Source organism: Streptomyces sp. WG5 (assembly GCF_049974565.1).
Taxonomy (GTDB): Bacteria; Actinomycetota; Actinomycetes; order Streptomycetales; family Streptomycetaceae; genus Streptomyces.
Genome location: NZ_JBNGGC010000008.1, coordinates 1 through 25,340, shown reverse-complemented (window position 1 = coordinate 25,340; position 25,340 = coordinate 1). Strand labels below are relative to the sequence as shown.

Annotated in this window: 20 protein-coding genes and 1 pseudogene; 13 read left to right on the top strand and 8 right to left on the bottom strand. The window is 73.9% G+C overall.

All coding sequences use genetic code 11. The features are described 5' to 3' along the window. The first annotated feature begins 1 nt into the window (after nt 1). Genes ACP4IX_RS10060 through ACP4IX_RS10045 form a run of 4 tightly spaced genes read left to right on the top strand, consistent with a single transcriptional unit; the run spans nt 2 to nt 4,786 of the window. On the top strand, nt 2-988 hold the full coding sequence (locus ACP4IX_RS10060; protein WP_426522590.1) for a carbohydrate ABC transporter permease: 987 nt from the start codon (nt 2-4) through the stop codon (nt 986-988). Further along, entirely contained in the window at nt 985-1,848 is an 864-nt protein-coding gene (locus ACP4IX_RS10055; RefSeq protein ID WP_426522589.1) for a carbohydrate ABC transporter permease, read from the top strand. The genes ACP4IX_RS10060 and ACP4IX_RS10055 overlap by 4 nt, the downstream gene beginning before the upstream one ends. After that, on the top strand, nt 1,845-2,876 hold the full coding sequence (locus ACP4IX_RS10050) for a hydroxyacid dehydrogenase (protein ID WP_426555291.1): 1,032 nt from the start codon (nt 1,845-1,847) through the stop codon (nt 2,874-2,876). The genes ACP4IX_RS10055 and ACP4IX_RS10050 overlap by 4 nt, the downstream gene beginning before the upstream one ends. Then, entirely contained in the window at nt 2,873-4,786 is a 1,914-nt protein-coding gene (locus ACP4IX_RS10045) for a DUF2264 domain-containing protein (RefSeq protein WP_426555290.1), read from the top strand. Before ACP4IX_RS10050 ends, ACP4IX_RS10045 begins: the two co-directional genes overlap by 4 nt. Nucleotides 4,787-4,793: 7 nt before the next feature. On the opposite strand, the pseudogene ACP4IX_RS10040 reads toward ACP4IX_RS10045, so the two are convergent. Further along, nucleotides 4,794-4,931: pseudogene (locus tag ACP4IX_RS10040) on the bottom strand (nuclear transport factor 2 family protein); the annotation flags it as partial. A gap of 397 nt (nt 4,932-5,328) precedes the next feature. Between ACP4IX_RS10040 and ACP4IX_RS10035 the strand changes: the two are divergent. After that, nucleotides 5,329-5,556: a hypothetical protein gene (locus tag ACP4IX_RS10035; protein ID WP_426522586.1), complete on the top strand. Its 228-nt coding sequence runs from the start codon at nt 5,329-5,331 to the stop codon at nt 5,554-5,556. Between the two features lie 137 nt (nt 5,557-5,693). Further along, entirely contained in the window at nt 5,694-7,973 is a 2,280-nt protein-coding gene (gene catB, locus ACP4IX_RS10030) for a catalase CatB (RefSeq protein ID WP_426522585.1), read from the top strand. Nucleotides 7,974-8,027: 54 nt separating this feature from the next. Here catB and ACP4IX_RS10025 read toward each other — a convergent pair whose 3' ends face one another. Both ACP4IX_RS10025 and ACP4IX_RS10020 read right to left on the bottom strand, forming a co-directional pair. Continuing rightward, nucleotides 8,028-8,909 (bottom strand): YegS/Rv2252/BmrU family lipid kinase, encoded by an 882-nt coding sequence (locus ACP4IX_RS10025; protein WP_426522584.1) that lies wholly within the window; start codon nt 8,907-8,909, stop codon nt 8,028-8,030. A 73-nt stretch (nt 8,910-8,982) separates the two neighbouring features. After that, nucleotides 8,983-10,581 carry an FAD-binding oxidoreductase gene (locus tag ACP4IX_RS10020; protein ID WP_426522583.1) on the bottom strand — a complete coding sequence of 533 codons (1,599 nt, stop codon included), beginning with the start codon at nt 10,579-10,581 and terminating at the stop codon, nt 8,983-8,985. Between the two features lie 79 nt (nt 10,582-10,660). On the opposite strand from ACP4IX_RS10020, the gene ACP4IX_RS10015 reads away from it, so the two are divergent. After that, nucleotides 10,661-11,278 carry a TetR/AcrR family transcriptional regulator gene (locus ACP4IX_RS10015; protein WP_426522582.1) on the top strand — a complete coding sequence of 206 codons (618 nt, stop codon included), beginning with the start codon at nt 10,661-10,663 and terminating at the stop codon, nt 11,276-11,278. Beyond that, the gene (locus ACP4IX_RS10010; RefSeq protein WP_426522581.1) at nt 11,275-12,864 is read left to right on the top strand and encodes a glycerol-3-phosphate dehydrogenase/oxidase; all 1,590 of its coding nucleotides are present in this window, start codon (nt 11,275-11,277) and stop codon (nt 12,862-12,864) included. Before ACP4IX_RS10015 ends, ACP4IX_RS10010 begins: the two co-directional genes overlap by 4 nt. Nucleotides 12,865-12,904: 40 nt before the next feature. Here the strand turns inward: ACP4IX_RS10010 and ACP4IX_RS10005 are convergent, their stop codons facing one another. Then, a complete protein-coding gene (locus ACP4IX_RS10005; RefSeq protein ID WP_426522685.1) occupies nt 12,905-13,183 on the bottom strand; it encodes a hypothetical protein in 279 nt (92 codons plus the stop codon). Between the two features lie 161 nt (nt 13,184-13,344). Between ACP4IX_RS10005 and ACP4IX_RS10000 the strand changes: the two genes are divergently transcribed. Then, nucleotides 13,345-13,710 (top strand): STAS domain-containing protein, encoded by a 366-nt coding sequence (locus ACP4IX_RS10000; protein ID WP_426522580.1) that lies wholly within the window; start codon nt 13,345-13,347, stop codon nt 13,708-13,710. A gap of 6 nt (nt 13,711-13,716) precedes the next feature. Here the strand turns inward: ACP4IX_RS10000 and ACP4IX_RS09995 are convergent, their stop codons facing one another. Next, the gene (locus ACP4IX_RS09995) at nt 13,717-14,103 is read right to left on the bottom strand and encodes an ATP-binding protein (protein WP_426522579.1); all 387 of its coding nucleotides are present in this window, start codon (nt 14,101-14,103) and stop codon (nt 13,717-13,719) included. A 314-nt stretch (nt 14,104-14,417) separates the two neighbouring features. After that, nucleotides 14,418-15,755: an endo-1,4-beta-xylanase gene (locus tag ACP4IX_RS09990; protein WP_426555289.1), complete on the bottom strand. Its 1,338-nt coding sequence runs from the start codon at nt 15,753-15,755 to the stop codon at nt 14,418-14,420. A gap of 241 nt (nt 15,756-15,996) precedes the next feature. Here ACP4IX_RS09990 and ACP4IX_RS09985 point away from each other — a divergent pair, with 241 nt between their 5' ends. Then, nucleotides 15,997-18,555: a SpoIIE family protein phosphatase gene (locus ACP4IX_RS09985; protein WP_426522577.1), complete on the top strand. Its 2,559-nt coding sequence runs from the start codon at nt 15,997-15,999 to the stop codon at nt 18,553-18,555. Nucleotides 18,556-18,820: 265 nt separating this feature from the next. Next, nucleotides 18,821-21,394, top strand: a complete 2,574-nt coding sequence (locus ACP4IX_RS09980; RefSeq protein WP_426522576.1) for a SpoIIE family protein phosphatase — start codon at nt 18,821-18,823, stop codon at nt 21,392-21,394. Nucleotides 21,395-21,605: 211 nt separating this feature from the next. Here the strand turns inward: ACP4IX_RS09980 and ACP4IX_RS09975 are convergent, their stop codons facing one another. Next, nucleotides 21,606-21,779 (bottom strand): CsbD family protein, encoded by a 174-nt coding sequence (locus ACP4IX_RS09975; protein ID WP_073728798.1) that lies wholly within the window; start codon nt 21,777-21,779, stop codon nt 21,606-21,608. A 153-nt stretch (nt 21,780-21,932) separates the two neighbouring features. Between ACP4IX_RS09975 and ACP4IX_RS09970 the strand changes: the two genes are divergently transcribed. Then, nucleotides 21,933-22,079, top strand: a complete 147-nt coding sequence (locus tag ACP4IX_RS09970; protein ID WP_426522575.1) for a hypothetical protein — start codon at nt 21,933-21,935, stop codon at nt 22,077-22,079. A gap of 37 nt (nt 22,080-22,116) precedes the next feature. Here ACP4IX_RS09970 and ACP4IX_RS09965 read toward each other — a convergent pair whose 3' ends face one another. Then, entirely contained in the window at nt 22,117-23,589 is a 1,473-nt protein-coding gene (locus ACP4IX_RS09965; RefSeq protein ID WP_426555288.1) for an MFS transporter, read from the bottom strand. Between the two features lie 218 nt (nt 23,590-23,807). On the opposite strand from ACP4IX_RS09965, the gene ACP4IX_RS09960 reads away from it, so the two are divergent. After that, entirely contained in the window at nt 23,808-25,172 is a 1,365-nt protein-coding gene (locus tag ACP4IX_RS09960) for an FAD-dependent oxidoreductase (RefSeq protein ID WP_426555287.1), read from the top strand. The last annotated feature ends 168 nt before the right edge of the window (nt 25,173-25,340 follow it).

Genomic DNA, 25,340 nt, shown 5'->3' with positions numbered 1-25,340 from the left:
CATGACCACGACCACCCACGCCCGGGTGCCGGCCGGCGCCTCCCCCGCCGCGGACCCGGCGCCCTCCGCGTCGGGCCTGCGTGCCCGCAGGGCGGCCAAGCGCCGCCAACTGACCGCCGCCGGCGTCCTGATGACGCCGTTCTTCGCCCTGCTGGTCACCGTCTTCCTGATCCCCGTCGGCACGGCGGTCTACCTGAGCTTCTTCAGCGACGACCAGCCCGGCCTCGGTTTCGGTCCCGAGCGCACCATCTTCGTCGGGCTGCGCTCCTACGCGGCCGTGCTCACCGACCCGACCTTCCTCGGCGGGCTCGGCACGGTAGCGCTGTACTGCCTGATCTACATCCCCCTGATGGTGGCCGGCGCGCTCGTCCTCGCCCTGCTGCTGGACTCCGGCGTGGTCCGGCTGCGCGCCTTCGCCCAGCTCGGGCTGTTCCTGCCGCACGCGGTGCCCGGCATCATCGCGGCCCTGATCTGGCTGTACCTGTACACGCCCGGCATCAGCCCGGTCATCGAACTCTTCGCCCAGGGCGACATCACGATCGACTTCCTCGGCATCCACACGGTCGTCCCGTCCATCGTGAACATCGCCCTGTGGAGCAACCTCGGCTACAACATGGTGGTCTTCTACGCCGCCCTGCAGGCCGTGCCCCGCGAGGTGATCGAGGCGTCCGTCGTCGACGGCGCGGGTCCGGTGCGCACCGCGCTCCAGGTGAAGACGCCGCTGGTGCGCGCCTCGATCGTCATGGTCGCCATCTTCACCCTGATCTGGGCGCTCCAGCTCTTCACCGAGCCGATGCTGCTCAGCCAGTCCTCCCCGATGATCAACTCCCGCTTCTCGCCGAGCATGTACATCTACGACGCGGCCTTCACCCGCAACAACTACAGCCTCGCGGCGGCCGCCTCGGTCGTCCTGCTCGTCTGCACCATCGCCCTGTCCTACGCCGTCACCCGCTTCACCAGCCGCGTCGACGCCGAGGAGGCCCGATGAGCGCCACCGACAGCTCCCTGCTCCGCCCGAGGCTGCTGGGCCGGGCGACGGTCAACGTGGTCGTCGCGATCTCCGTCCTGTACACCCTGCTGCCGGTGCTGTGGCTGGTACTCGCCTCCACGAAGACCCGGGACGCGCTCTTCAGCAGCGACCTGCTGTCCCTGAGCGACTTCTCCTTCGTGCAGAACCTCCAGGACCTGTTCGCCATGGACGGCGGGCTGTACGGCCGCTGGTACGTCAACAGCCTGCTGTACGCCGTGCTGGGCGCGGCCGTCGGCGCGCTGGTGAGCGTGGCGTGCGGCTACGCCTTCGACAAGTACCGCTTCCGGCACAAGGAGAAGCTGTTCGGCCTGGTCCTGGCGGCGGTCATGGTGCCGCAGACGGTCCTCGCGCTGCCGCTGTACCTGATGGCGTCGGAGGCCGGCCTGGTCAACACCTTCTGGGCGGTGTTCATCCCGGTGCTGTTCAACCCGTTCGGCGTCTACCTCGGCCGGATCTTCGCGCGGGGCTACGTGCCGGACGAGGTCCTGGAGGCGGCGCGCGTGGACGGGGCGGGCGAGCTGACCACGTACGCCCGGGTGGCACTCAGGATGCTCGGTCCCGGTCTGGTCACCGTCTTCCTCTTCCAGCTGACCGCGATCTGGAACAACTTCTTCCTGCCCATGGTGATGCTGTCCGACCAGGACCTGTATCCCGTCAGTCTCGGGCTGTACCAGTGGAACAGCGCGGCGTCCGTCTCGCCGGAGTACTACCCCGTGGTGATCATGGGTTCGCTGCTCGCCGTGCTGCCGCTCATCCTCGCCTTCGTCCTGCTCCAGCGCTTCTGGCGGAGCGGGCTGACCGCCGGAGCCGTCAAGTGACATCGCACTCCCCCGGCCCCGGTTTCCGGCCCCGTGCCGCCGTGGCCATGTCCCGGGACGCCGCCTCGGCCGTCCTCGACCCCCAGTCCCTCGGCGCCTTCCGCCGGGTCTGCGACCTCGCGCCGTTCCCGGTGCTGGACGACCTGTCCACGCCGCGGGCCAGGTCCGTGCTGGCCGACGTCGACCTGCTGATCACCGGCTGGGGCTGCCCGCCGCTGGACGCCCGGGTCCTGCGGGCGGCGCCGCGGCTGCGGGCCGTGGTGCACACGGCGGGCAGCGTCCGCGGGCATGTCACCGACGCGTGCTGGGAGCGGGGGGTCGAGGTCTCCTCGGCCGCCGCGGCCAACGCGCTGCCGGTGGCCGAGTACACACTCGGCATGATCCTGCTCACCGGCAAACGGGTCCTGGAGCGGGCACGCGACTACCGGGTGTCCCGGGAGCGCGGCAACTGGCTGCGCACCCCGCGCGGCATCGGCAACTACCGCCGCACGGTGGGCATCCTGTCGGCCTCACTGATCGGCCGCCGGGTCGTCGAACTGCTGCGCCCGCACGACGTCGACGTCCTGCTGCACGATCCGTACGTGAGCGACGCGGACGCCGCCGGACTCGGCGTCGAACTCGTGGACCTGCCCGAGCTGTTCGCGCGCTGCGACACCGTCAGCGTGCACACCCCGCTGCTGCCCGCCACCCGCGGGCTGGTCGGCCGTTCGCTGATCGACGCGATGCCGGCCGACGCGGTGCTCATCAACACGTCCCGGGGAGCGGTCGTCGAGCAGGAGGCGCTCACCGACGCGGTCCTGGCGGGCCGGATCCGGGCGGTGCTGGACGTCACCGACCCCGAGGTCCTGCCGCCGGACCACCCGCTGTGGGACTGCGACAACGCGCTGATCACCCCGCACCTCGCCGGCTCCGAGGGCAACGAGTGGCGCCGCCTGGCCGACCTCGCCCTCGCCGAGACGACCCGCTGGGCGTCCGGTGCCGGTTTCCTCCATCCCGTACGACGCGAAAGGCTGGCGTTCCTGGCATGAGCATCCCGTTCGAACTGCCCACCGAGGACCGTGCGCTCAGCCCGTACACCGGTTACACCCGGACGCACTGGGAGGCCGTCGCGGACGGGCTGCTGTGGGCCGCGTGGCGCTGGAGCACACCCGGCCGCGCCCTGCTCGACCTGCCGGGGCGCCCCTCGCGCTCGGGCGCGCGCTCCGACGGACTGGAGGGCTTCGCCCGGACCTTCCTCGCAGCGGCCTTCCGGGTCGCCGGCGCGGACGGCGACGACCCGCACGGCTGGCTGGACCGCTATGCGCGCGGCCTCGACTCGGGCACCCGCACACCCGGCCGCGAGGACACCGAGTCCTGGCCGCTGATCCTCGACCACGACGTGCAGGGCCAGCCGATGGTCGAGTCCGCGTCGGTGGCGCTCGGGCTGCGGCTGACCGCTCCCTGGCTGTGGAAGAACCTCGACGCCGGGGTGCAGGACCGGGTCGAGGCATGGCTGCGCGGGGCGCTCCGGCACGTGCCCGCGCCGAACAACTGGTACCTCTTCCCGTACACGGTCGCCGGGTTCCTGGAATCGGTCGGCCGCGGGGACGCCGAGACGGCCGCGGCCCGCGGGCGGGCGCTGCAGCTGATGGAGGGCTGGTACCGGGGCGACGGCTGGTACGCCGACGGGGACGGACGCGCCTTCGACCACTACAACGGCTGGGCGCTGCACCTGTACCCGGTGCTCGACGGCCACCTGGCCGGCGACACCGGACAGGCCGCCGCCCGGTACGGGGAGCGGCTGCGCACACACCTCGACGGTTTCTCGCTGATGTTCGGCGCGGACGGGGCTCCGCTGCACTACGGCCGCTCGTTGTCGTACCGGTTCGCCGCCTCCGCGGCCGTGGGCCTGGGCGCGGTCACCGGGCACACGCCGCTGACACCGGGCGCCTCGCGGCGGCTGGCGAGCGGCAGTCTGCGCTACTTCGTCGAACGCGGCGCACTGACCGACGAAGGGCTGCTGAGCCTCGGCTGGCACGGCCCGCACGGGGCCACCCTGCAGTCGTACTCCGGCCCGGCCTCCCCCTACTGGGCTTCCAAGGCGTTCGTGTCACTCCTCGCCCCCGCCGGCCACCCGCTGTGGACCGCCACGGAGGAGGCCGCGCCGGTGGAGGAGGCCGACCGCGTACTGGCCCTCTCCGCGCCCGGACTGCTGGTGCAGGCGACGCGCGGCGACGGGATCGTACGGCTGCACAACCACGGCAGCGACCATGTCCGGCCGCACGAGGGCGAGTCGGCCGTCGAGGACGACCCGCACTACGGGCGGCAGGCCTACTCGACCCGGACCGGCCCCACGGCGCCCGGGAACGTCGCCGACAACCACCTGTCGGTGGAGGTGAACGGCCGGCGCAGTGTGCGGCGTCGCGTCCATCCGCTCGGCGCGGGGCAGGGCGACGGCTGGGGCTGGGCGGCGTCCTGGCACCGGCCCGTCTTCGCCGGCGGACCACCGATGGTGCCGGGGCTGCGGGTGGAGAGCGTGACGGTGGCGCGGGGGCCGTACGAACTGCGGGTGCACAGGGTGCTCGGCGCGCCGGCCGGCGCACGCCTCACGCACACCGGTTGGGCGACCGGCCCGGAGGAGCCGCTGGTCTCGGCGCTGCACGGCCTGCACGGCTGGCGCCCCGAGCCGGAGACCGTCCGTGCCCCGCAGGGCACCGCCTACGCGCCGTGGGCCGAGCTGCCCCGGCTGTCCGGCGACGCGGGCGGCACGTCCCTGCACGTCTGCCTGGCCGCGCTCACCGGTGAGCCGGGCCCCGGTCCGCTCGCGGAGGCCGTCACGGAGGTCGTGGCCGGTGACACCGGCGTCGAGGTGGTCTGGGCGGACGGCGGTGGGCGGACCCTGGTCTCGTTCGAACCGGTGGGGGTGACGCACACGGTGAGCCGGCCCGGGTCTCGTTGACGGAGTGGTCGGTCGCGGTCCGCCGGGGCGACCCGGACCGTACTGGGGTGAAGGCCCCCTGGTACCACCGGGTCCACTCGTCAGGCATGTCCACCGTCGAGCAGCGCACCGTCGTGCCGGTTGCCGCCGGGTGCCGTCGGATGTCCGGCCGAACCGCTTTTCCGCCCGGGCCGGGCAGGGAGGGATGTGCGCCTCGGTGGCGTGAAGGCCGGGTGCGGTGCGACCGCGGGCTGTTGGGGCACGGGGTGTCGCGCGTGCTGGTGTCCGGGGCGCCGCGGCACGCAGCACGCAGCACGCCCCCTGGGCCTCGGGTGAACACCGACGCGCGGGGGCGTGCTCGGTGCGGGGACGTGCCCGTGGCGAGGAGCTCCTCCGACCGGCCGGGCCCGGCTCGCCGCGTACTGTCCCGGCGCGCGCCGCGGCCTCCGGGTGCCCCGGCCCGCACACCCCGGCCGGGGTCCTCCCCCGTGCGCACGCCTCCGGTGGCGCACCGCGCCGGGCCCGGTGACGCTGGTACGGCACCGGTGAGAAGGAGCTCCGCCATGCGCAAGCCGTCGTGGGCCGTGATCGCGGCCCTGGCCGTGCCGGTACTGTGCGCCGCTCCGGCCGAGGCCGCCGTACCCCACGCCGGGCTTCGTCCGGGCGACGTGACGGCGACCGGGTGCGTCCGGGGCGGCGCGGTGACCGCCGCATCGGCGGGCAGGGAGGAGGCGGGCTCCTTCACGGCCGGTTGCCAGGGCGGCACCCACGACGGGGAGAGCGTCACCTGAGCCGACCTCTCCGTTCCCTCTCGCCCATGCCTTGAGTCCCGAACGCTGGGTACGCGGTCACGGCCCACCACACGACAGTCGGTACTCGAACACGACCGGCCGCGTGCAGCGGCCCGCCCAGAACGGAGAGAAGGCTGATGAGCGAGGCCAACCCCCTCAAGCGGGTAGCCCACAAGGTCACCGAGAGCCTGCAGGGCGACGGTGGCGGACCGGCGGAGGGGATTCCCGGCAAGCCCGGCCCCGAGTCGCCCTCCGTCGCGGAACCCACCGAGCCCCGGGAGCCGTTGCCGCCGAAGCCGGACCAGAGCGGTCCGGACACCGTGTCGCCGACCGGTCAGCCCACCGGAGCCGACCAGGCCCGGGTGGCGCAGTCCGGGAGCTACCTGACGAACGCCCAGGGCACCCGCTTGTACGACACGGACCACTCGCTGAAGGCCGGGCCCCGCGGACCCGTACTGCTGCAGGACCATCACCTGCGGGAGAAGGTCATGCACTTCGACCACGAGCGCATCCCGGAGCGTGTGGTGCACGCCCGGGGCGCGGGCGCGCACGGGGTCTTCCAGAGCTACGGCACGGCGGCCTCGGTGACGAAGGCCGGGTTCCTCGCGGCGGACGTGGAGACGCCGGTGTTCACGCGGTTCTCCACGGTGGTCGGCTCGCGGGGGTCGTCGGACACGGTGCGGGACACCCGCGGTTTCGCGACGAAGTTCTACACCAGCGAGGGCGTCTTCGACCTGGTCGGCAACAACATCCCGGTCTTCTTCATCCAGGACGCCATCAAGTTCCCGGACGTCGTGCACGCCGCGAAGCCGCATCCCGACCGGGAGATCCCGCAGGCGCAGAGCGCGCACGACACCTTCTGGGACTTCGTGTCGCTGCACACCGAGGCGACCCACCACACCATCTTCTTCATGGGCGACCGCGGCATCCCGCGCTCCTACCGGATGATGGAGGGCTTCGGTGTCCACACCTTCCGGCTGGTGAACGCCGAGGGCGCCACGACACTGGTGAAGTTCCACTGGAAGCCCAAGCTGGGCGTGCACTCCCTGGTGTGGGACGAGGCGCAGATGATCAACGGCATCGACCCGGACTTCCACCGCCGGGACCTCGCCGACGCCATCGAGGCGGGCGCGTACCCGCAGTGGGAACTGGGCATCCAGACCTTCCCCGACAACCCGGAGCAGACCTTCGAGGGCATCGACCTGCTGGACCCGACGAACATCGTGCCCGAGGAACTCGCCCCGGTGCAGCCGGTCGGGCTGCTGACCCTGAACCGGAACCCGTCGAACTTCTTCGCCGAGACCGAGCAGATCGCCTTCCACGTCGGCCACCTCGTCCCGGGCATCGACGTCACCGACGACCCGCTGCTCGCGGGGCGGCTGTTCTCCTACCTGGACACCCAGATCACACGTCTCGGCGGCCCCAACTTCCCGCAGCTGCCGATCAACCGCCCTCAGGCGCCGGTCAACGACATGCTGCGCGACGGCATGCACCAGACCGCCGTGCACCGGGGCGTGGCTCCCTACCGGCCCAACTCCCTGGACGGCGGCTGCCCGTTCACGGCCGGGGCGGACATGAGTGCGTTCGTGGAGGCGCCGGTCCGGGTCCCGGAGGCGACGAAGGTGCGGGAGGCTCCGGAGTCGTTCGCGGACCACTTCAGCCAGCCGCGGCGGTTCTGGCTGAGCATGAGTCCGGTGGAGCGCGAGCACATCATCGGCGCCTACACCTTCGAGCTCGGCAAGTGCTACGAACAGGCCGTCAGGGAACGGACCCTCCAGGTGCTGGCCAACATCGACCCGGAGCTGTGCGCGGGGGTCGCCGAGGGCCTCGGCCTGCCCGCCCCGCAACCGACCGTGCCGCTGGCCGACGTCGAGCCCAGCCCGGCGCTGTCCCAGGTCGGCCGGACCTGGCCCCTCGACGGCCGGGTCGTCGGCATCGTCACCGGCGGGGCGGACCTGGAGGGTGTGACGGCCGTGCGGGAGGCGGTGCTGAACGCCGGGATGGTGCCGCTGGTCGTGGCGCCGACCGGCGGCACCATCGGCTCGGGCGACGCGGCGCTGACCGTCCAGCGCAGCTACGTCACCGCACGGTCCGTCGAGTTCGACGCCGTCCTGGTGGCGGGGACGCCCGACATGGGCGGCGACGCCTACACTCCGCGGGACTACAAGGCCACTCCGCCGCCCGCGCGGCCGGGGACGATCGACCCTCGGGTGAGCCTCATGGTGTCGGAGGCGTACCGGCACGGCAAGGCGATCGGTGTCTGGGCGGGCGGCGAGGCCGCGCTCGAGGCGTCGGGCGTGCCCACCGACGCTCCCGGTGTGGTCGTCGCGGCGTCCGGCACCGCGGCCCTGGAGCAGGTGACGGAGCTGATGGGCGCCCACCGGGTGTGGGAACGCTTCACCACTCCCCGGGGCTGATCCGCCCGCCCGTCGGGCCGGTCGCCGTCGTCGGCGGCCGGCCCGGCGGCGTGTTCAGCACAGGACGCGCAGCGCCCCGGGCAGCACTCTCGCCGTGACGGGGACGACGGCCTCGACCTCGCCGTCGGCGCCGTAGGGTATGGCCCGGTCGGCCTCGATGCGTACCTCCCGGCCCCGCAGGACGCGCACCTGGGGCCGGTGGACGTGGGCGCCCGATCCCAGCTCGTTCATCAGCGCGAAGAACAGCCGCCGGGGCGCGTCGTGGATCATCACGACCTCCAGCAGTCCGTCGTCCACCCGGGCGGCGGGGGCGACGAGGCGGTTGGACCCGTAGTAGCCGGAGTTGGCGGCCACGGCGGTGTAGCCGGTGAACGCGTGCTCCTCGCCGTCGACGGTGACGCGGTAGCGCGTCGGGCGCCAGGTGGTGATCGCGCGCAGCGCGCCGGCGTAGTAGGAGGCGGTGCCGCGCAGCAGGCGCGCGTTGTTGGCGTGGCGGTTGGCGAGCGCGTCGACCCCGGCGTAGACGCTCCCGAGCACGACGGTGCGGTCGTGGACCGCCGAGGTGACCTCGATGGTGTCCACGGGACGGGCCTCGCCCCGCAGCAGCAGTTCGGCGAGGACGGCGGGCTCGGTGGGCAGGGCCAGGGCGCGGGCGAAGTCGTTGCCGCGGCCTGCCGGGACGAGGCCGAGCAGGGCGCCGGTGCCGCTGAGGGCGCCGCCGATCCCGCCGGCCATGCCGTCGCCGCCGACGGCGAGCACGACCCGGCCCCGCGCCCCGGCCTGCCGGGCGATGTCCCGGGCGTGCGCGAGACTGCGGCTGTACTCGGTCTCCAGCTCGGCCCCCGCCTCCCGCAGCAGCCGGGCCACCCCGAGCAGCGCGGCGGCCGAGGTGGCACCGCCGGCGGTGGGGTTGACGACTGCGGTGAACTGTCGCATCGATGTGCCTCCGGGCTGACGGGTGATGCCGGACTGTTGTCTCACGGGGGTCGGAGCGCGCCGTGCCGCGGGGTCAGTCCTCGGGCAGCAGGACGCCCGGGCTGAGCAGTCCGGCGGGGTCCAGGCTCCGCTTGACCGCGCGCAGGGCCCCGACGCCGAGGGGGCCCGCCTCCCGGACGTACCAGTCGCGGTGGTCGGTGCCGACGCCGTGGTGGTGGGTGATGGTGCCGCCCGCGGCGAGGATCGCCTCGTTGGCGGCGTGCTTCGCCCGGGTCCAGTGGGCGACGGCGTCGTCGCCCTGGGCCGAGACGACGGTGAAGTAGAGGGAGGCGCCGTTCTCGTAGACGTGCGAAATGTGGCACATGACCAGCGGCGGGGTGCCGGCCCCGGTGAGGGTGCCGGTGAGCGCGTCGCGGACGGCCGCGTACAGGGCGGGGATCCGGGACCAGTAGGTCGCGGTCTCCAGCGTCTCGGCGAGCGCCCCGGCGTCGAGCAGCGCGTCGCGCAGGTACGGCGCCGAGTAGCGGCCGTGGGCCCAGCGCCTCCCGGGTTCCTCGCCGGCGAAGGCGCCGCCGCTCGCGCGCAGTACGGCGGCGGCGCCCTCGCGGCGGTACGCAGTGTCCTGCGCGGTGCCCTCGAAGCCGACGACCGCCAGGCATCCGGCGTCCCGCCGCTCCGGGGAGGCGCCGATGGCGTCGGGCTGGGCGAGGCCGATCAGGGTCTCGGTCTCGTCGGACAGCCGCAGCACCGTCGGACGCGGGCCGTCCTGGGCGAGCCGGCGCAGCGCCGCGGCGCCCTCGGCGAACGAGGCGAAGCGCCAGCCTTCGTAGCGGCGGACCTCCGGCACGGGCCGCACGCGCACGGTGACCGACGTGATGACACCGAAGGCGCCCTCGGAGCCCAGCACGAGCTGGCGCAGGTCGGGGCCGGCCGCCGAACGCGGGGCGCGGCCCGTGTCGAGGGTGCCCCGGGGAGTGGCGAGGGTGAGGCCGAGGACCATCTCGTCGAAACGTCCGTAGCCGGCGGAGGCCTGTCCGCTGGAGCGGGTCGCGGCGGAGCCGCCGACGGTGGCCCACTCGTAGGACTGGGGGAAGTGGCCGAGGGTCCAGCCGTGCCCGGCGAGGAGCGCCTCGGCCTCGGGGACGCGCAGGCCGGGTTGCAGGGTGGCGGTGCGGGAGACCTCGTCGAGGTCGAGCAGGCGGTTCATGCGGCGCAGGTCGAGGGCGACGAAGGTGCCGTCGCGCCCGGGGGCGAGGCCGCCGACGACGGAGGTGCCGCCGCCGAAGGGGACGAGGGCGAGCCCGTGCTCGGCGCAGGCCTCCAGTACGGCGAGCACCTCGTCGTGGCCGTCCGGGAGGACGACGGCGGCCGGGGTGTCCGCGGTGTCGCCGGTCCGCATCCGCAGCAGGTCGGGGGTGGACTTGCCGCGGGTGTGGCGTATCCGGGTCTCCGCGTCCGTACGCACGCCGTCCGCGCGGTCGCCGACGGCGGCCTCCAGCGCGCGGCGGGCCGCTGCGTCCAGCAGCGATGCGGGTACCTCGATCTCCTCCAGCGGGACGGAGGCGGCGTGGCGCGGCTCGACGCCGAGCAGCTCGCGCAGCAACCCGGTCACCGTGTCGGGCAGCGGCGTCGCACGGGCCGGGTCGCCCCAGCCGTTCCACAGCATGTCCATGGCCTGTCGTCCTCGCGGTCGGTCGGGGAGATGCCGTCGGGTGGTGTCCGCACGGCCTCAGGGCGTTACACTGTTACACATGACGCCTAATCGTCACAATGACTCGGGCCGGCCGAACACCTCCGACAGGGACGCCGTGCTGGACGCCGTACGCGACTGCGTACTGGCCGTCGGAGTCCGCCGGACGACCATGACCGACGTCGCCCGCCGCGCCGGCGTCTCCCGGATGACGCTGTACCGGCGCTGGCCGGACGTGCGGTCCCTGGTCGGCGACCTGATGACCCGGGAGTGGATCGCGGTGGCCACCGGTGCCGTCCCCGAGCCCCGGCCGGGCCTGGGCACGCGTCCACGCCTCGTCGAGGGACTCGTGACCGGGGTGGAGGCGTTCCGTGCCCATCCGCTCTTCCGCAAGATCGTCGACGTCGATCCCGAGCTGCTCCTGCCCTACGTCCTCGACCGGCGCGGGGCCAGCCAGGATGCCCTGCTGGGGCTGCTGGCCGACGCGCTCGCCGAGGGACACGCCGACGGGTCGGTGCGCCCCGCCCACACGGGACGGCAGGCACGCTCCGTGCTGCTGATCGTCCAGTCCTTCGCGCTGTCGCTGCGGACCATGACCGAGGAGGACGACGCCGAGCTGGCCCCCGCGGCCCTCCTCGCGGAGCTGCGCACCGTCCTGGAGAGGACCCTCACGCCATGAGCCCGACCGGCAGCAGCCCCGCCGCCGATGCCTCCCTGTCCGCCGCACGGCGCTCGCGCGAGCTGACCGAGGCCGTCGGCGGCCCGGCCGTGGACGTCCTGGTCGTCGGTCTCGGCGCGACCGGTGCCGGCGCGGCCCTGGACGCCGCGGCCCGCGGTCTGAGCGTCGTCGCCGTGGACGCCCACGACCTGGCCTTCGGCACCTCCCGCTGGAGCTCCAAGCTCATCCACGGCGGCCTGCGCTACCTCGCCTCCGCCCAGCTCGACGTCGCCCACGAGAGCGCGGTGGAGCGCGGCGTGCTGATGGAGCGCACCGCTCCCCACCTGGTGCGCGCCCAGCCGTTCGTGCTGCCGCTGACGCCCATGGTCTCCCGTGGTCAGGCCGGGCTGGCGTGGGCCGGGTTCCGGGCCGGCGACGCCCTGCGCCTGGCGGCGCGCACCGCCCGGGCCACGCTGCCCGCGCCGCGCCGGCTGTCCGCCGTGGAGACCCGCCATCTCGCGCCGGCGCTGCGCTCCGACCGGCTGCGCGGCGGGCTGCTGTCCTGGGACGGCCGGCTCACCGACGACGCCCGTCTGGTGACCGCGCTCGCCCGGACCGCCGCCGCGCGCGGTGCCCGGATACTGACCCGGGTGAGGGCCCTGGAGCTGACCTCGTCCGGTGCCCGGATACGTGACGAGCTCACCGGCGAGGAGGGCGTGATCCGTGCCCGCGCGGTGATCAACGCCTCCGGAGTGTGGGCCGGTGACCTGGTCGACGGCATCCGGGTCCGCCCCTCCCGCGGCACCCACCTGGTCCTGCGCTCCGACCTGCTCGGCCCGCTGCCCGCCGGCCTGCACGTGCCGGTACCCGGGGAGACCAACCGCTTCGTCCTCGTCCTGCCCCAGGGCGACGGCCGCGTCTACGTCGGCCTGACCGACGAGCCCCTGGACGGGGACGTACCGGACGTGCCCGAGGTACCCGAGACGGACGTCGGCTTCCTGCTGGACGTGCTCGGTTCGGTGCTGGAGGTGCCGGTCCACCGCGAGGACGTGGTGGGCGCCTTCGCGGGCCTGCGTCCCCTGCTGGACACCACGTCCGCCGACCGGCCCGGCGGCGGGCCCCGCACGGCGGACGTCTCACGCCGGCACGCCGTGCTCACCTCGTCCGAGGGTGTGATCACCGTGGTCGGCGGCAAGCTCACCACGTACCGGCGCATGGCCGAGGACGCCGTGGACGCCGCCGTCGCGGCCCGCCGCCTGGGCGCCGGACCGTCCCGCACCGCCGCGCTGCCGCTGGTCGGCGCCGCCGCACCGCACGCGCTGGCCGCGCTGCGGGCGCCGCGCCGCCTGGTGCGGCGGTACGGCACCGAGGCACCGGCCGTCCAGGCCCTCGCCGACCGCAGCCCCCGGCTCGGCGAGCGCGTCGTGCCGGGCCACCCCGTCACCGGGGCCGAGCTGCTCTGGGCGCTGCGTCACGAGGGGGCCCTCGACGAGGGCGACCTGCTCGACCGCCGCACCCGCATCGGGCTGGTGCCCGAGGACCGGGCGGCGGCGCTGCGGGCCGTACGCGATCTCGTCGGCGAGGTCCCCGCCGCCCGGCGGGGCTGAACGGACCGGGCCGTCCGGTTCCAGCCCTGCCGGGGACCGGTCAGGTGCCCTGTCCGGCGTCCTGGACGGCCTTGCGGACCTTCGCCTCCAGCTTGTGCCGGGACTGACCCCCCTCCTTGACGTACTCCGTCATCGCGGTCTGCGCGTCCCGGTCCAGGTCGCGCCAGGCCCGTACGGCGGTCTCGTACGTGTGCGACTGCCGTGCGGTCCACTGATGCTGCGTGGGAGGCCCGTACGAGTCGCGCAACTCCTCGACCCGGTGCTGTGCCAGGTCCGCCGCGCGACGCTTCTGCACGAGCTCCTCGAATGTGTGAGCCACCACATCTCGACCGTAGTCAGAGGAGCGCCGTCGCGCGCGTCGAACCCCGCCCGACCGGTCCGGGCGGCCCCGGTCCGCACAAGTGGCCCACGAGGGCCCCGGAGAGCCTTAGCATCGAGCCACCGGTGCGGGCCGGGCACAGGCGAGGAGTGAGGCTGGGCGTGGCGGACACAGAGGGCGCGGCGGTACCGGAGCGGCTGCTGATCACCCGGACCACCACGGACGAAGGCGTCGGCATCGTCATCCTCGCCGGGGAGGTCGATCTCGACGGCAGCAGTCAGCTCCACGACGTCCTGCTGTCCTGCGTGCGGACGGCCCCGGGCACGGTGGTCGATCTCGGCGAGGTGGCCTTCCTGGACTCCAGCGGCATCAACGCGCTCATTTCCGCGCACCGGGCCGCCGAGTCCCGCGGCGCCTGGTTCCGGCTCGCCGCTCCTCAGCACGCCGTCGAGCGCGTGCTGCGGCTCGTGGGGATCGACGCGCTCATCGACTGCTACCCGACCCTCGAGCAGGCCCTGGCCGCCTGAGGGAGGTCAGCGCAGCGGCAGGCGCGCGTACACCGTCTTCCCCGTCGCCCGGGGCTTGGTGATGACCTCGTCGCACAGGCGCGTCACGATCTCCAGGCCGTGCCGGCCGACCCGCAGGGGGTCACGGGGCAGGAACGTGGGGAAGCCGTCCCCCGTGTCCGACACCGCGATCTCCACGCCGTCCTCCAACAGGGTCAGTTCCAGGCGGCAGGGGCCGGGCGCGTGGCGGAGCGCGTTCGTCACCAACTCGCTGGCGACCAGGCGGGCGGCGTCCAGGAAGGTGTCGGCCAGGCCCACACCCCGCTCGCGAAGCCGCGTGACGAAGCCGTGCACGACGTCCCGGGAGGCCGGGATCATCGCCGATCCGCCCCTGAACTCCACCACCGTGGACACGACCGAGGTGTCCGCGGCATCGGATCTGTGCGCCGGAGTCATACAGAGCCTCACCGTCCGGTCCGGGGCCGAGTAGCCGAGTAAGGGGTGCGCTGGTCCCCGGCCCTTCACGATACGCACCGGAGCGGTTTTCGCGATCCCTTTGCCCCAACTTCCGCCGGACGCGCCGTTTTCCGGACAGGCCCGGGCCGAGTGCGCCGGAAAGGGCACCGTCCCGGTCGGCGACGGGCACGGCCGAGGTTCCCGACCAGGCACACCGGTTCGCCCCGAGGGCTCCGCGCGGGCTTCGGGGCGCGGCCGGTGCGCCGCAGGGGTCAGGAGGCGGTACAGGCTCCGACGGTGGGGGCCGCGTCGCTGCCGTTCTTCGCCACGGTGAATCCGAAGGTGGTCGACGCGCCGGCCGCCAGGGAACCGTTCCAACTCGGACGCGCCGTCATGACGTTGCCGCCGCCCCAGGCGGGCGTGGCGTTCCAGGTGGCCTGGACCTGCTGCGGGGAGGCGAAGGTGACGGTCGTCGCCCAGGAGCCGATCGGCTCGCTGCCCGCGGTGATGGTGACCTGGCCGTTGTAGCCGCTGTTCCAGTCCGCGGTCCTGGTGTACGTGGCGGTGCAGGTCGCCGTGCCGTCGCCCGGTTCGCCGCCGCCGTCACCGCCGAGGGTCGTGAGGACCGCGTCGTAGGCGGGCTTCTCCTGGTAGTCGCCGTCGAACAGGAGCGGGGTGCCGCCGCTGCGCCACGAGTACTTGTCGGTGACGCCCCAGACGGTGATGCCGGTGCAGCGGTCCACGGCGAGACATGCCTCGACCACGCGGGAGTAGCTGTCGGCCTGTGCGGTGCCGGAGCCCTCGATGTCGAGTTCGGTGATCTGCACGTCGACGCCGAGGTCCGCGAAGCGCTGGAGGTTGGCCTGGAGGTCGGAGGGGACCGGGGAGGCACTGTTGAAGTGGCCCTGGAAGCCGACGCAGTCGATGGGCACGCCGCGGGACTTGAAGTCCTTGACCATGTTGTAGACGGCGGTGCTCTTCGCGTTGACGCCGTCGGTGTTGTAGTCGTTGTAGCAGAGCTTGGCGGCCGGGTCGGCGGCGCGGGCGGTGCGGAACGCCTCCTCGATGAAGCCGTTGCCCAGCTTGTCCTGGAAGGGTGAGTTGCGCCGGGCGCCGCTGCCGCCGTCCTGGAATGCCTCGTTGACGACGTCCCAGCTGTGGATCCGGCCCTTGTAGTGGCCCATCACGCCGTTGATGTGGTTGTTCATGGCGGTGCGCAGGTCGGCCGCGCCGAGGCCGCTCACCCAGGAGGGCAGCTGGGAGTGCCAGACGAGGGTGTGGCCGCGGACGTCCATGCCCCGGCTCCGGGCGTGGTCGACGACCTGGTCGGCGGCGGCGAAGGTGAAGGTGCCGCGGCTGGGCTCGGTGGCGTCCCACTTCATCTCGTTCTCGGGGGTCGCCGAGGAGAACTCGCGGTTGAGCGTGGAGACGTAGTCGGCCTCGTCGAGGTGGCTCGCCGCGACGGCGGTGCCGAAGTAGCGGCCCTGGCCGGCCGCCGCGGACCCGAGCGAGTCGGCGGCTTCGGCGGAGTGGGCGGCGGCCGTCAGCGCCGCGGCGGCGACGAGGCCGGCGGTGGCCGCCCTCGAGAACCGTAGAAGAGTCATGCGCATGTCATCCCGTTCCTCGAATCGGTGCACGGAGGCCGTTCGGAAGGGCAGGAAACCCCGAAAGTTTCGGATGTGTTTCCGAATGTCGCGGAGGAGGTTACGGACTCCCGACCGCGAGGTCAACGCCCGTCGCGGTCACCCGTGCGGCCCGACCGCGTGCGCGTTCCCGGTGGGGTGCCGCATCCTTGCTGTGTCCGCCCGCGTGACGGCGCACGGACGAGGTGGGGCCGACGAGGTGGGGCCGATGAGCGCAGGCGCCGAGGACACGGACCGCACGCCCGGGCGGCTGACGGTGCTCCTGGTCGACGCCTGTTCCCAGGCCGTCGGCGTGGCCGGCGGCCACGCGGGCGGGGTCTACCTGCGCTCGCGCACCCCCGGCCTGCTGCGGCTGGCCGTGCTCGCCGGACTGCCCGGACCGCTGTTCCGGCCCTGGTGGCGGCTGCACTCCGACAGTCCGTTCCCGGCCGCCGACGCCTACCGGCGGGGCGTCCGGGTGGTGCTGCCCAACGCGGCGGAGACGATGCGCCGCTACCCGCAGTTCGCGGCCGGCCTGCCGTTCCCGTTCGGGTCCCTGTACCTGCCCGTCGCGGGTGCGACGCGGACGTACGGCGTCCTGACCGTCCTGCGTCCCGGCGCGTCGGACACCGCCGAGGTGGTGGAGGGCCTGGACCGGATGGAGCGGCTGGCCCGGCAGCTCGGTGCGGCCCTGGAGCGGCTGGACGAGGACCCCGAAGCCCCGCCGGTCGGCTGGGACGGCGAGCCGTTGTGCCTGCGGCCGCCCCCGTCCGTACGGCACGCCCTGAACGCCGGAAGTTTCGCCTGGGATCCGGCCACCGGTGACGTCACCGTGGACGAGCCGCTGCGCGCCCTGCTCGGCACGGCGGGGGCCACCGCCGGATCCGCCACCATCACCCTCGGCACGCTCACCCGCGCGCTGGCCCCCGACGACGGGCACCGGATCGCCGCGGCGCTGCGGCAGACCGCTGCCGGCCGGCCTCCGCCGCTCCCCCTGTACGTACGCGCCTCGGACGGTGCGCCGCTCCTGGTGGAGCTGTGGAGACCACCGGCCGCACCGCCCGTCGGCGGCCCGGTGCGCGGCTCCGTACGCGATCCGTCGTCCAGCGCCGTGGCCGACGCCGCGGCCGACCTCCTGCCGGACGGGGTGTTCTGCGTGGACCGGCTGGGCACGATCGTCTACGCCAATCCGCGCGCCGCCCGGCTGCTGGGACGGCCACGGACCCGGCTGGTCGGCCACTCCCTGTGGGAGGCCTTGCCCTGGCTGGACCAGACCGTCCACGAGGACCATCTCCGCGGCGCCCTGCTCTCCCCCGAGCCGGTCCACTTCCATGTCCGGCGCCCGCCCGACGACAGCCGCCGGACCACTCCGCAGCCCTACGAGGGAGACTGGCTCGCCGTCTCCGTGCATCCCGGACCGGACCTCCTGACGGGCACGCTCCGCCCGGCCAACCGGGTGGCCGACGCGTCCGCCGGCCTCACGCCCGAGCCCGGGGGTCCGGAGGCGCCCGACACGGACGGACCCGCGCCGGCCGCCGTCGCCGCGACGGCACCCGTGTACCGCCCCATCGTGCTGGCCGTCGCCCTGACCGAGGCGGTCACCGCCCGCCAGGTGTCCGCCGTGGTCGTGCGGGAGGTGCTGCCGGCGTTCGGCGGCCGCCGGCTCGCCCTCTACCTCCTCCAGGACCGCCATCTGCATCTGGCGTGGGAGACGGGCTTCCCACCGGGCTTCCTCACGCGCTTCGAGGGGGTGGCGCTGGACGCCCGGCTGCCCGGAGTCGAGACGCTGACCAGCGGCCGGCCGCTCTTCTTCGACTCGATGCAGGCGCTGGCCGCCGCGTACCCGGGCATTCCCCTGGACGCCACGGAGGGCGCCCGCGCCTTCCTGCCGCTGATCGCCTCCGGGCGCCCGGTCGGCTCCTGCATCCTCGGCTTCGACCGTTCCCGCGGGTTCGGCACCGAGGAGCGCGCGGTGCTCACCGCCCTCGCCGGGGTGATCGCCCACGCCATGGAGAAGGCCCGGCGCTTCGAGACCGAGACGGCCCTCGCCCGCGGACTCCAGCGGGCACTGCTGCCCCGGCGGCTGCCGGCACACCCCTTGCTGGAGACCGCGGGGCGCTATGTGCCGGGGACCCAGGGCATGGACGTGGGCGGGGACTGGTACGACGTCGTCGCCTCGGGGGACGGCATGGCCCTGGTCATCGGTGATGTGCAGGGGCACGGCGTGCAGGCGGCGGCCACGATGGGACAACTGCGCAGCGCCGTGCGCGCCTTCGCCCTCGGTGACCGTTCGCCCGACGAGGTGCTGAGCGGCGTCAACCACCTGCTGACCGACCTGGACCCGGGGCTGTTCGCGAGCTGCTGCTACGTTCGCCTCGACCCGGCCACCGGACGGGCCTGCGCGGCCCGCGCGGGGCACCTGCCGCCGCTGCTGCGCCACCCGGACGGACGTACCGAGGCACTGGACCTGCCCGGCGGCGTGGTACTCGGCGTGGACCCGGGCGTCCGGTACCCGTTGACGGAGTTCCCGGTCGAGCCCGGTGCCGTCCTCGCCCTCTACACGGACGGGCTGGTGGAGCGGCCCGGCACCGACATCGAGGACGGGATCACCGCGCTGCGGCTGGCCCTGGCCAGGGCCGGGGCGCGCGCCGAACGGCCGCCCGGGAGCCACTCGCTCGCGGGCCTCGCCGACCGGATCGTCGTCACCGCCCGCCGCACCACGGACCGCCCCGACGACATCGCCCTGCTGCTCGCCACCCGCCGCCCGCGGCGAGGGGGCCCTCCGTGAGGGGCTGCGGACCCGGAGCCGGCGGGCCGCTCCGGCACCGGGGCGCCCCTCGCCTCCGCGGGCCCGGCAGTGTAGACATGGGCACATGGTCCGACTGATGGGTCGATCGGGAGAGCGGTCACCCCGTCGTCCCAGCGGCCCGCCGGCCCGGCACCCGCGAGACGCGGACCGGTCGCGGCGGGGGACGGACACGGGAGGGCGGCGGCGTGCCGCGGCCGTGCGCTCGGCACTGTCCAGACGCAGTGTCGCCGGCCAGGTCTTCGTCATGAACGTGGTGATCGTGCTGCTGCTCGTGGTGGCCGCCGCGATCGCGCTGGTGCTCCAGGTACGGCACGACAGCACGGTGGAGGCCCGCAACCGGTCCGTCGCCGTGGCCGCGGCGTTCGCCGAATCCCCAGGCATCCGGGAGGCGCTGCGCGGCCCCGACCCCACGGCGGTGCTCCAGCCCCGGGCCGAAGCGGTGCGCAGGGCCACGGGTGTGGACTTCGTCACCGTCACGGACACCGACGGCATCCGCTACACCCACCCCAAGCCCGACCGCATCGGCAAGGAGTTCGTGGGGAACATCGCCCCCGCGCTGGCCGGGGAGACGGTGACCGAGGAGATAGAGGGGACGCTCGGCCCCCTGGTCCAGGCCGTCGTGCCCGTCGAGGCGCCCGACGGCACGGTCGTGGGCCTGGTCTCGGCGGGCATCACGACGGAGAACGTGGGCGGTGCCGCCGAACGGCAGCTGCCGCTGGTGCTGATCGTGGCGGGCGTCGGGCTGACGCTGGCGACGGCGGGCACCGCGTTCGTCAGCCGGCGGCTGCTGCGGCAGACGCACGGCCTGGGACCGCACGAGATGACCCGGATGTACGAACATCACGACGCGGTCCTGCACAGCGTCCGGGAGGGCGTGCTCATCATCGGCGGAGAGGGCAGGCTGCTGCTCGCCAACGACGAGGCACAGCGTCTGCTGGACCTGCCCGCCGATGCCGAGGGACGGCAGGTCACCGACCTCGGACTCCCGGTCGACACGGCGGAGCTGCTCGTCTCCGGACGGGTCGCCACGGACGAGGTGCATCTGGTCAAGGACCGCTTGCTGGCGGTCAACCAGCGGCCCACCGACGTACGGGGCGGCCCGGCCGGCAGTGTCGCCACCCTCCGGGACTCCACGGAGCTGCGGGCCCTGTCCGGCCGGGCCGAGACCGCCCGGGAACGCCTGGACATCCTGTACGCCGCCGGCGTGGGCATCGGCACCAGCCTGGACGTCACCCGTACCGCCGAGGAGCTGGCGGAGCTGGCCGTGCCCCGGTTCGCGGACTACGCCAGCGTCGACCTGTTCGACACCGTGCTGGCCGGCGGCCAGCCGGGAGGCGTGACCCCGCTGCGCCGCGCCGCGCTCAGCGGCATCCACAAGGAGGTCCCGCTCTACCCGGTGGGCCGGCAGATCCGCTTCGTCGACTCCTCCCCGCAGGGCCGGTCCCTGGACACCGGCCGCCCCGTCCTGGAACCCCGTCTCGGCCAGGCCCCGGGCTGGCGGGCCCAGGACCGCGAACGCTCCGCGCGGGTGGTGGAGTACGGCGTCCACTCCCTGATCACCGTGCCGCTGCGGGCAGGCACCCTGGTGCTCGGCGTGGTCAGCTTCTGGCGTTCGGAGAAGCCCGACCCGTTCGACGAGGACGAGCTGGCCCTCGCCGAGGAACTGGTCGCGCGCGCCGCGGTCTCCATCGACAACGCGCGCCGCTACACACGCGAGCACAGCATGGCGGTGACCCTCCAGCGCAGTCTCCTGCCCCGCAGGATGCCCGACCAGGACGCCCTGGACGTCGCCTATCGGTACCTGCCCGCGCAGGCGGGGGTCGGCGGGGACTGGTTCGACGTGCTGCCCCTGTCGGGGGCCCGGGTGGCGCTCGTGGTCGGCGACGTCGTCGGCCACGGGCTGCACGCCGCCGCCACCATGGGCCGGCTGCGGACGGCGGTGCACAACTTCGCCGCCCTCGACCTGCCGCCCGACGAGCTGCTGGGCCTGCTGGACGAACTGGTCGGCCGCATCGACCAGGACGAGGCGGCCGACGACGGCAGCGCCCCGGTCACCGGCGCGACCTGCCTCTACGCGATCTACGACCCGGTCTCCGGCTCCTGCGTGATGGCCCGGGCGGGCCACCCGCCGCCGGCGCTGATCCGGCCCGACGGCAGTGTGGAGTTCCCGGCGGTGCCCGTCGGCCCCCCGCTGGGCCTGGGCGGCCTCCCGTTCGAGACGACCGAGCTGCGCCTGGCGGAGGGCAGCCGGCTGGTGCTGTACACCGACGGGCTCGTCGAGGACCGGGAGCACGACATCGACGTCGGCCTCGAGCACCTGCGCCGGGCGCTGGAGACGGCCGGCGAGTCGCCCGAGGAGACCTGCCGGACCGTGCTCGACGCCCGGCTCCCGGACCGGCCGGTCGACGACATCGCCCTGCTCGTCGCCCGCACCCACGCGCTCGGTCCCGACCGGGTCGCCGAGTGGCAGGTGCCGAACGACCCGGCGGCGGTCGGCGAGGTGCGCTCCCGGGTCACCGGGCGGCTGGCCGAGTGGGGACTGGACGAGCTGGCGTTCACGACCGAACTGATCCTGAGCGAGCTGGTCACCAACGCGATCCGGTACGGCGGCGAGAGCGTCCATGTCCGGGTGCTGCGCGACCGCAGCCTGATCTGCGAGGTGTTCGACAGCAGCAGCACCTCACCCCACCTGCGCTACGCGGCCATGACGGACGAGGGCGGGCGCGGGCTGTTCCTCGTCGCACAGCTCGCCGAGCGCTGGGGCACCCGCTACACACCGGCCGGCAAGGTCATCTGGGCGGAGCAGCCGGTGCCCTGACGGACACGGGCGGGCACGGGGCTTCGCCCGCCTCACGGGGATTCCGCGCGCCGCCCCTCCCCGGCCCGGCGCACCCCGCAGGCGCCGCGCGCCGTACCGGCCGCGGCGGCTGACCCCACACCCTGAGAGCGGCCCCACCGGCGGAACGGGCCGCGGAACCGGCGTTCGCCGGGTTCCGCGGCCCGTTCCGTACCGCCCGCCGGTTCCGGTGTCAGTGCCGGAACGTGTCCTTGCCCTTCTCCTTGGCCTGCCGGGCGTCGCCCTTGGACTGCTCGGCGCGGCCCTCGGCCGTCATCCTCTCGTTGCCGACGGCCCGGCCGGCCGCTTCCTTGGCCTTCCCCTTGGCCTGCTCCATCTTGGCCTTGGACTTCTGATTGCCGGCCACAGCTGCTCACCTCACGGCGTTCGCTTCCGATGTCTCGCGTCACGGGTCGCCCGACACGAAGCGGTCAAACCCGGGTGCGGCCGCCGGGGTGAGCGGAGGGCCGCGGGGTAGGAGGACGGACAAGCAGACCCCTCGCCGACTCGGAGGCACGTCATGGCCGGAATGCTGGACCGGATCAAGCGCTTCGCGCGCAGCCCGCAGGGCCGCCGGGCGGCGGAGCAGGTGCGCCGGGCCGCCTCGGACCCCCGCCGTCGCGCGCAGGCCCAGGAGATGCTGCGGAGGTTCGGCAAGCGCCGCTGAGCGCGCCGGGGCGGTTCGCCGTCGCGCCGGGACCGTGTCAGTACTGCCCCGCGTGGGTGTGGCTGTGGGACGTCTCCGGCGGGCAGCGCCCGGTGCGGTCGGAGCGGCGGTCCCGCCGCCAGTCGAGGACCGCGACGGCCAGCGCGCACAGCATGGCGGCGACGCCGGAGCCGACCGACAGGGCGACGGCCTCGTGGTAGTCGTCGTGGGTGGCGTTCAGGGTCAGGTAGAACAGCCCCGGCAGCGCGGCGGTGCCCACGGCGCCGCCGAGGCGCTGCCCCGTCTGCAGGGCGCCCCCGGCCGCGCCCGCCATCCGCACCGGGACGTCCCGCAGCGTCATCGTGATGTTCGGGGAGATCACACAGCCACTGCCGAGCCCGCCGACCAGCAGCGCCGGGGCCGCCAGCCAGGCGGCTCGGTCGGAGGGGGCGAGCCAGAGCACCAGCGCGGTCGCGCCGAGTCCCAGCATGACGGCGACGAGTCCCCAGACGGTCAGGGCCCGTCCCAGCCGGTCGACCAGGCGGCCCGCCACGGCCGCCGCGGTGGCGGAGCCCACCGCGAACGGCGTCACCGCCAGGCCGGACACGAGGGGTGAGAAGCCCAGCCCGTTCTGGAAGAAGAGGGCGAACACCAGCCACACACCGCTGAACCCGACGAAGTACAGGGCGGCGAGGCCCGCGCCGGTGGCGTAGCCCCGGGTCTCGGTGAGCAGCCCGGGGTCCAGCAGCGGTTGTCCGCCGCGGCGGGCGACGCGGCGCTCCCACCGTACGAAGGCGAACAGGACGAGCAGCCCCGCCGGGAACAGCCACCACACCCGGCCCACTCCGCCTCCCTCGGCGAGGACCAGCGGCAGCATCACGGCGAGGATTCCGGTGCCGAGGAGCACCACTCCCACCGGGTCCAGGTGTCCCCGGCCACCGGGGGCGACCCGGGGCAGCAGGCGGAAGCCGAGCAGGAGGGCGAGAGCGCCGATCGGGACGTTGACGTAGAAGATCCACCGCCAGCCCTCGGGGCCGGCCAGCGCCAGGATCAGACCGCCGACGACCGGGCCCACCGCGCTGGACACCCCCACGGTGGCGCCGAACAGCCCGAACGCGCGCCCGCGTTCCGCGCCGCGGAACATCTGCTGGATGAGCGCCGAGTTCTGCGGCGCGAGGCTGCCCGCGGCGACTCCCTGGGCCAGCCGGGCGACCACCAGCAGTTCGATGCCCGGTGCCGCCCCCGCCGCGGCGCTGAAGACCACGAAGGCGGCCAGCGCGGCGAGGAAGACGCGGCGCCTGCCGAACGTGTCACCGATGCGGCCGGCCGTCACCAGCGTCAGGGCGAAGGCGAGGGCGTATCCGGACACGACCCATTGCACGGACGCCGCCGAAGCGTGCAGTCCCCGCTGCATGGAGGGCAGGGCGACGGCGACGATCGTCACGTCCAGCAGGGTCATGAATCCGGCGACCAGGGTCACCCAGAGGGCCCGCCACCGGTTCGGATCCGGGCGGGCGTCCGGACGGTGCACGGAGACTCCCCTCAGGAGGTGGACGCGGGGCTGCGATCGTCGCGCCTCACGCCTGCGTCACCCGTGGGACGTGGTTCAAACAGGCCGCAAAGCCGAACCATGAGAACTCATAAGCTTCCCTTATGGCCTCATAGACCGGACCCGCGTACCGACTTAGGCTTGCCTTAGCTTAGGCTTCCCGCAGAGTCGATCTGTCACCGCTCGAAGGGAACCTGAACATGCCCCGCCCTCTGCGGGTAGCCATCGTCGGATCCGGCCCGGCCGGGATCTATGCCGCCGACGCCCTGCTCAAGTCCGAGGTGGCCACCGAACCCGGTGTGTCCATAGACATCTTCGAGCGCATGCCCGCCCCGTTCGGACTGATCCGTTACGGCGTCGCCCCCGACCACCCGCGGATCAAGGGCATCATCACGGCCCTGCACCAGGTGCTCGACAAGCCGCAGATCCGCCTCTTCGGCAATGTGGACTACGGAACCGACGTCAGCCTGGACGACCTGCGCACCTTCTACGACGGTGTGATCTTCGCCACGGGCGCCACGGCGGACCGGGCGCTGTCCGTTCCCGGTATCGACCTCGACGGCTCGTACGGCGCGGCCGACTTCGTGTCCTGGTACGACGGCCACCCGGACGTGCCGCGCACCTGGCCGCTGGAGGCGGAGAAGGTCGCCGTCCTCGGCGTCGGCAACGTCGCCCTCGACGTGGCCCGCGTCCTGACCAAGACGGCGGACGAGCTGCTGCCCACCGAGATCCCGCCGAACGTGTACGAAGGCCTCAAGGCCAACAAGGCGCTGGAGGTCCACGTCTTCGGCCGCCGCGGCCCGGCGCAGGCGAAGTTCAGCCCGATGGAGCTGCGGGAGCTGGACCACTCCCCCAACATCGAGGTGATCGTCGACCCCGAGGACATCGACTACGACGACGGCTCGATCGCGACCCGGCGCGGCAACAAGCAGGCCGACATGGTCGCCAAGACCCTGGAGAACTGGGCGATCCGCGACGTCGGCGACCGGCCGCACAAGCTGTTCCTGCACTTCTTCGAGTCGCCCTCCGAGATCCTCGGCGAGGACGGGAAGGTCGTCGGCCTGCGCACCGAGCGCACCGAGCTGGACGGCACCGGCAACGTCAAGGGCACCGGCGAGTTCAAGGACTGGGACGTCCAGGCGGTCTACCGGGCCGTCGGCTACCTGTCCGACCAGCTCCCCAAGCTGCCCTGGGACATCGACTCGGGCACGGTCCCGGACCAGGGCGGCCGGGTCGTCCAGGAGTCCGGTGAGCCCCTGCGGTCCACGTACGTCACCGGCTGGATCCGGCGCGGTCCGGTCGGTCTGATCGGCCACACCAAGGGCGACGCCAACGAGACGGTGTCCAACCTGCTGGACGACTTCGCGAACGACAGGCTGCTCACGCCCGCGTCGCCCGCTCCGGAGGCCGTGGACGCCTTCCTCGCCGAGCGGAACATCCGCTTCACCACCTGGGACGGCTGGTACAAGCTCGACGCCGCGGAGAAGGCGCTGGGTGAGCCGCAGGGGCGTGAGCGCGTGAAGCTGGTCGAGCGCGAGGACATGCTCCGCGAGAGCGGCGCCTGATCCGTGCTGCGGTGACCGGGCGCGGGGGGGGGGGGGGGGGGGGGGGGGGGGGGGGGGGGGGCCGGCGCACGGGGGGGGGGGGGGGGGGGGGGGGGGGGGGAGAGGAGAGTGGGGGGGGGGGGGGGGGGGGGTTGGGGGGGGGGGGGGGGGGAGAAAACAACGGGGGGG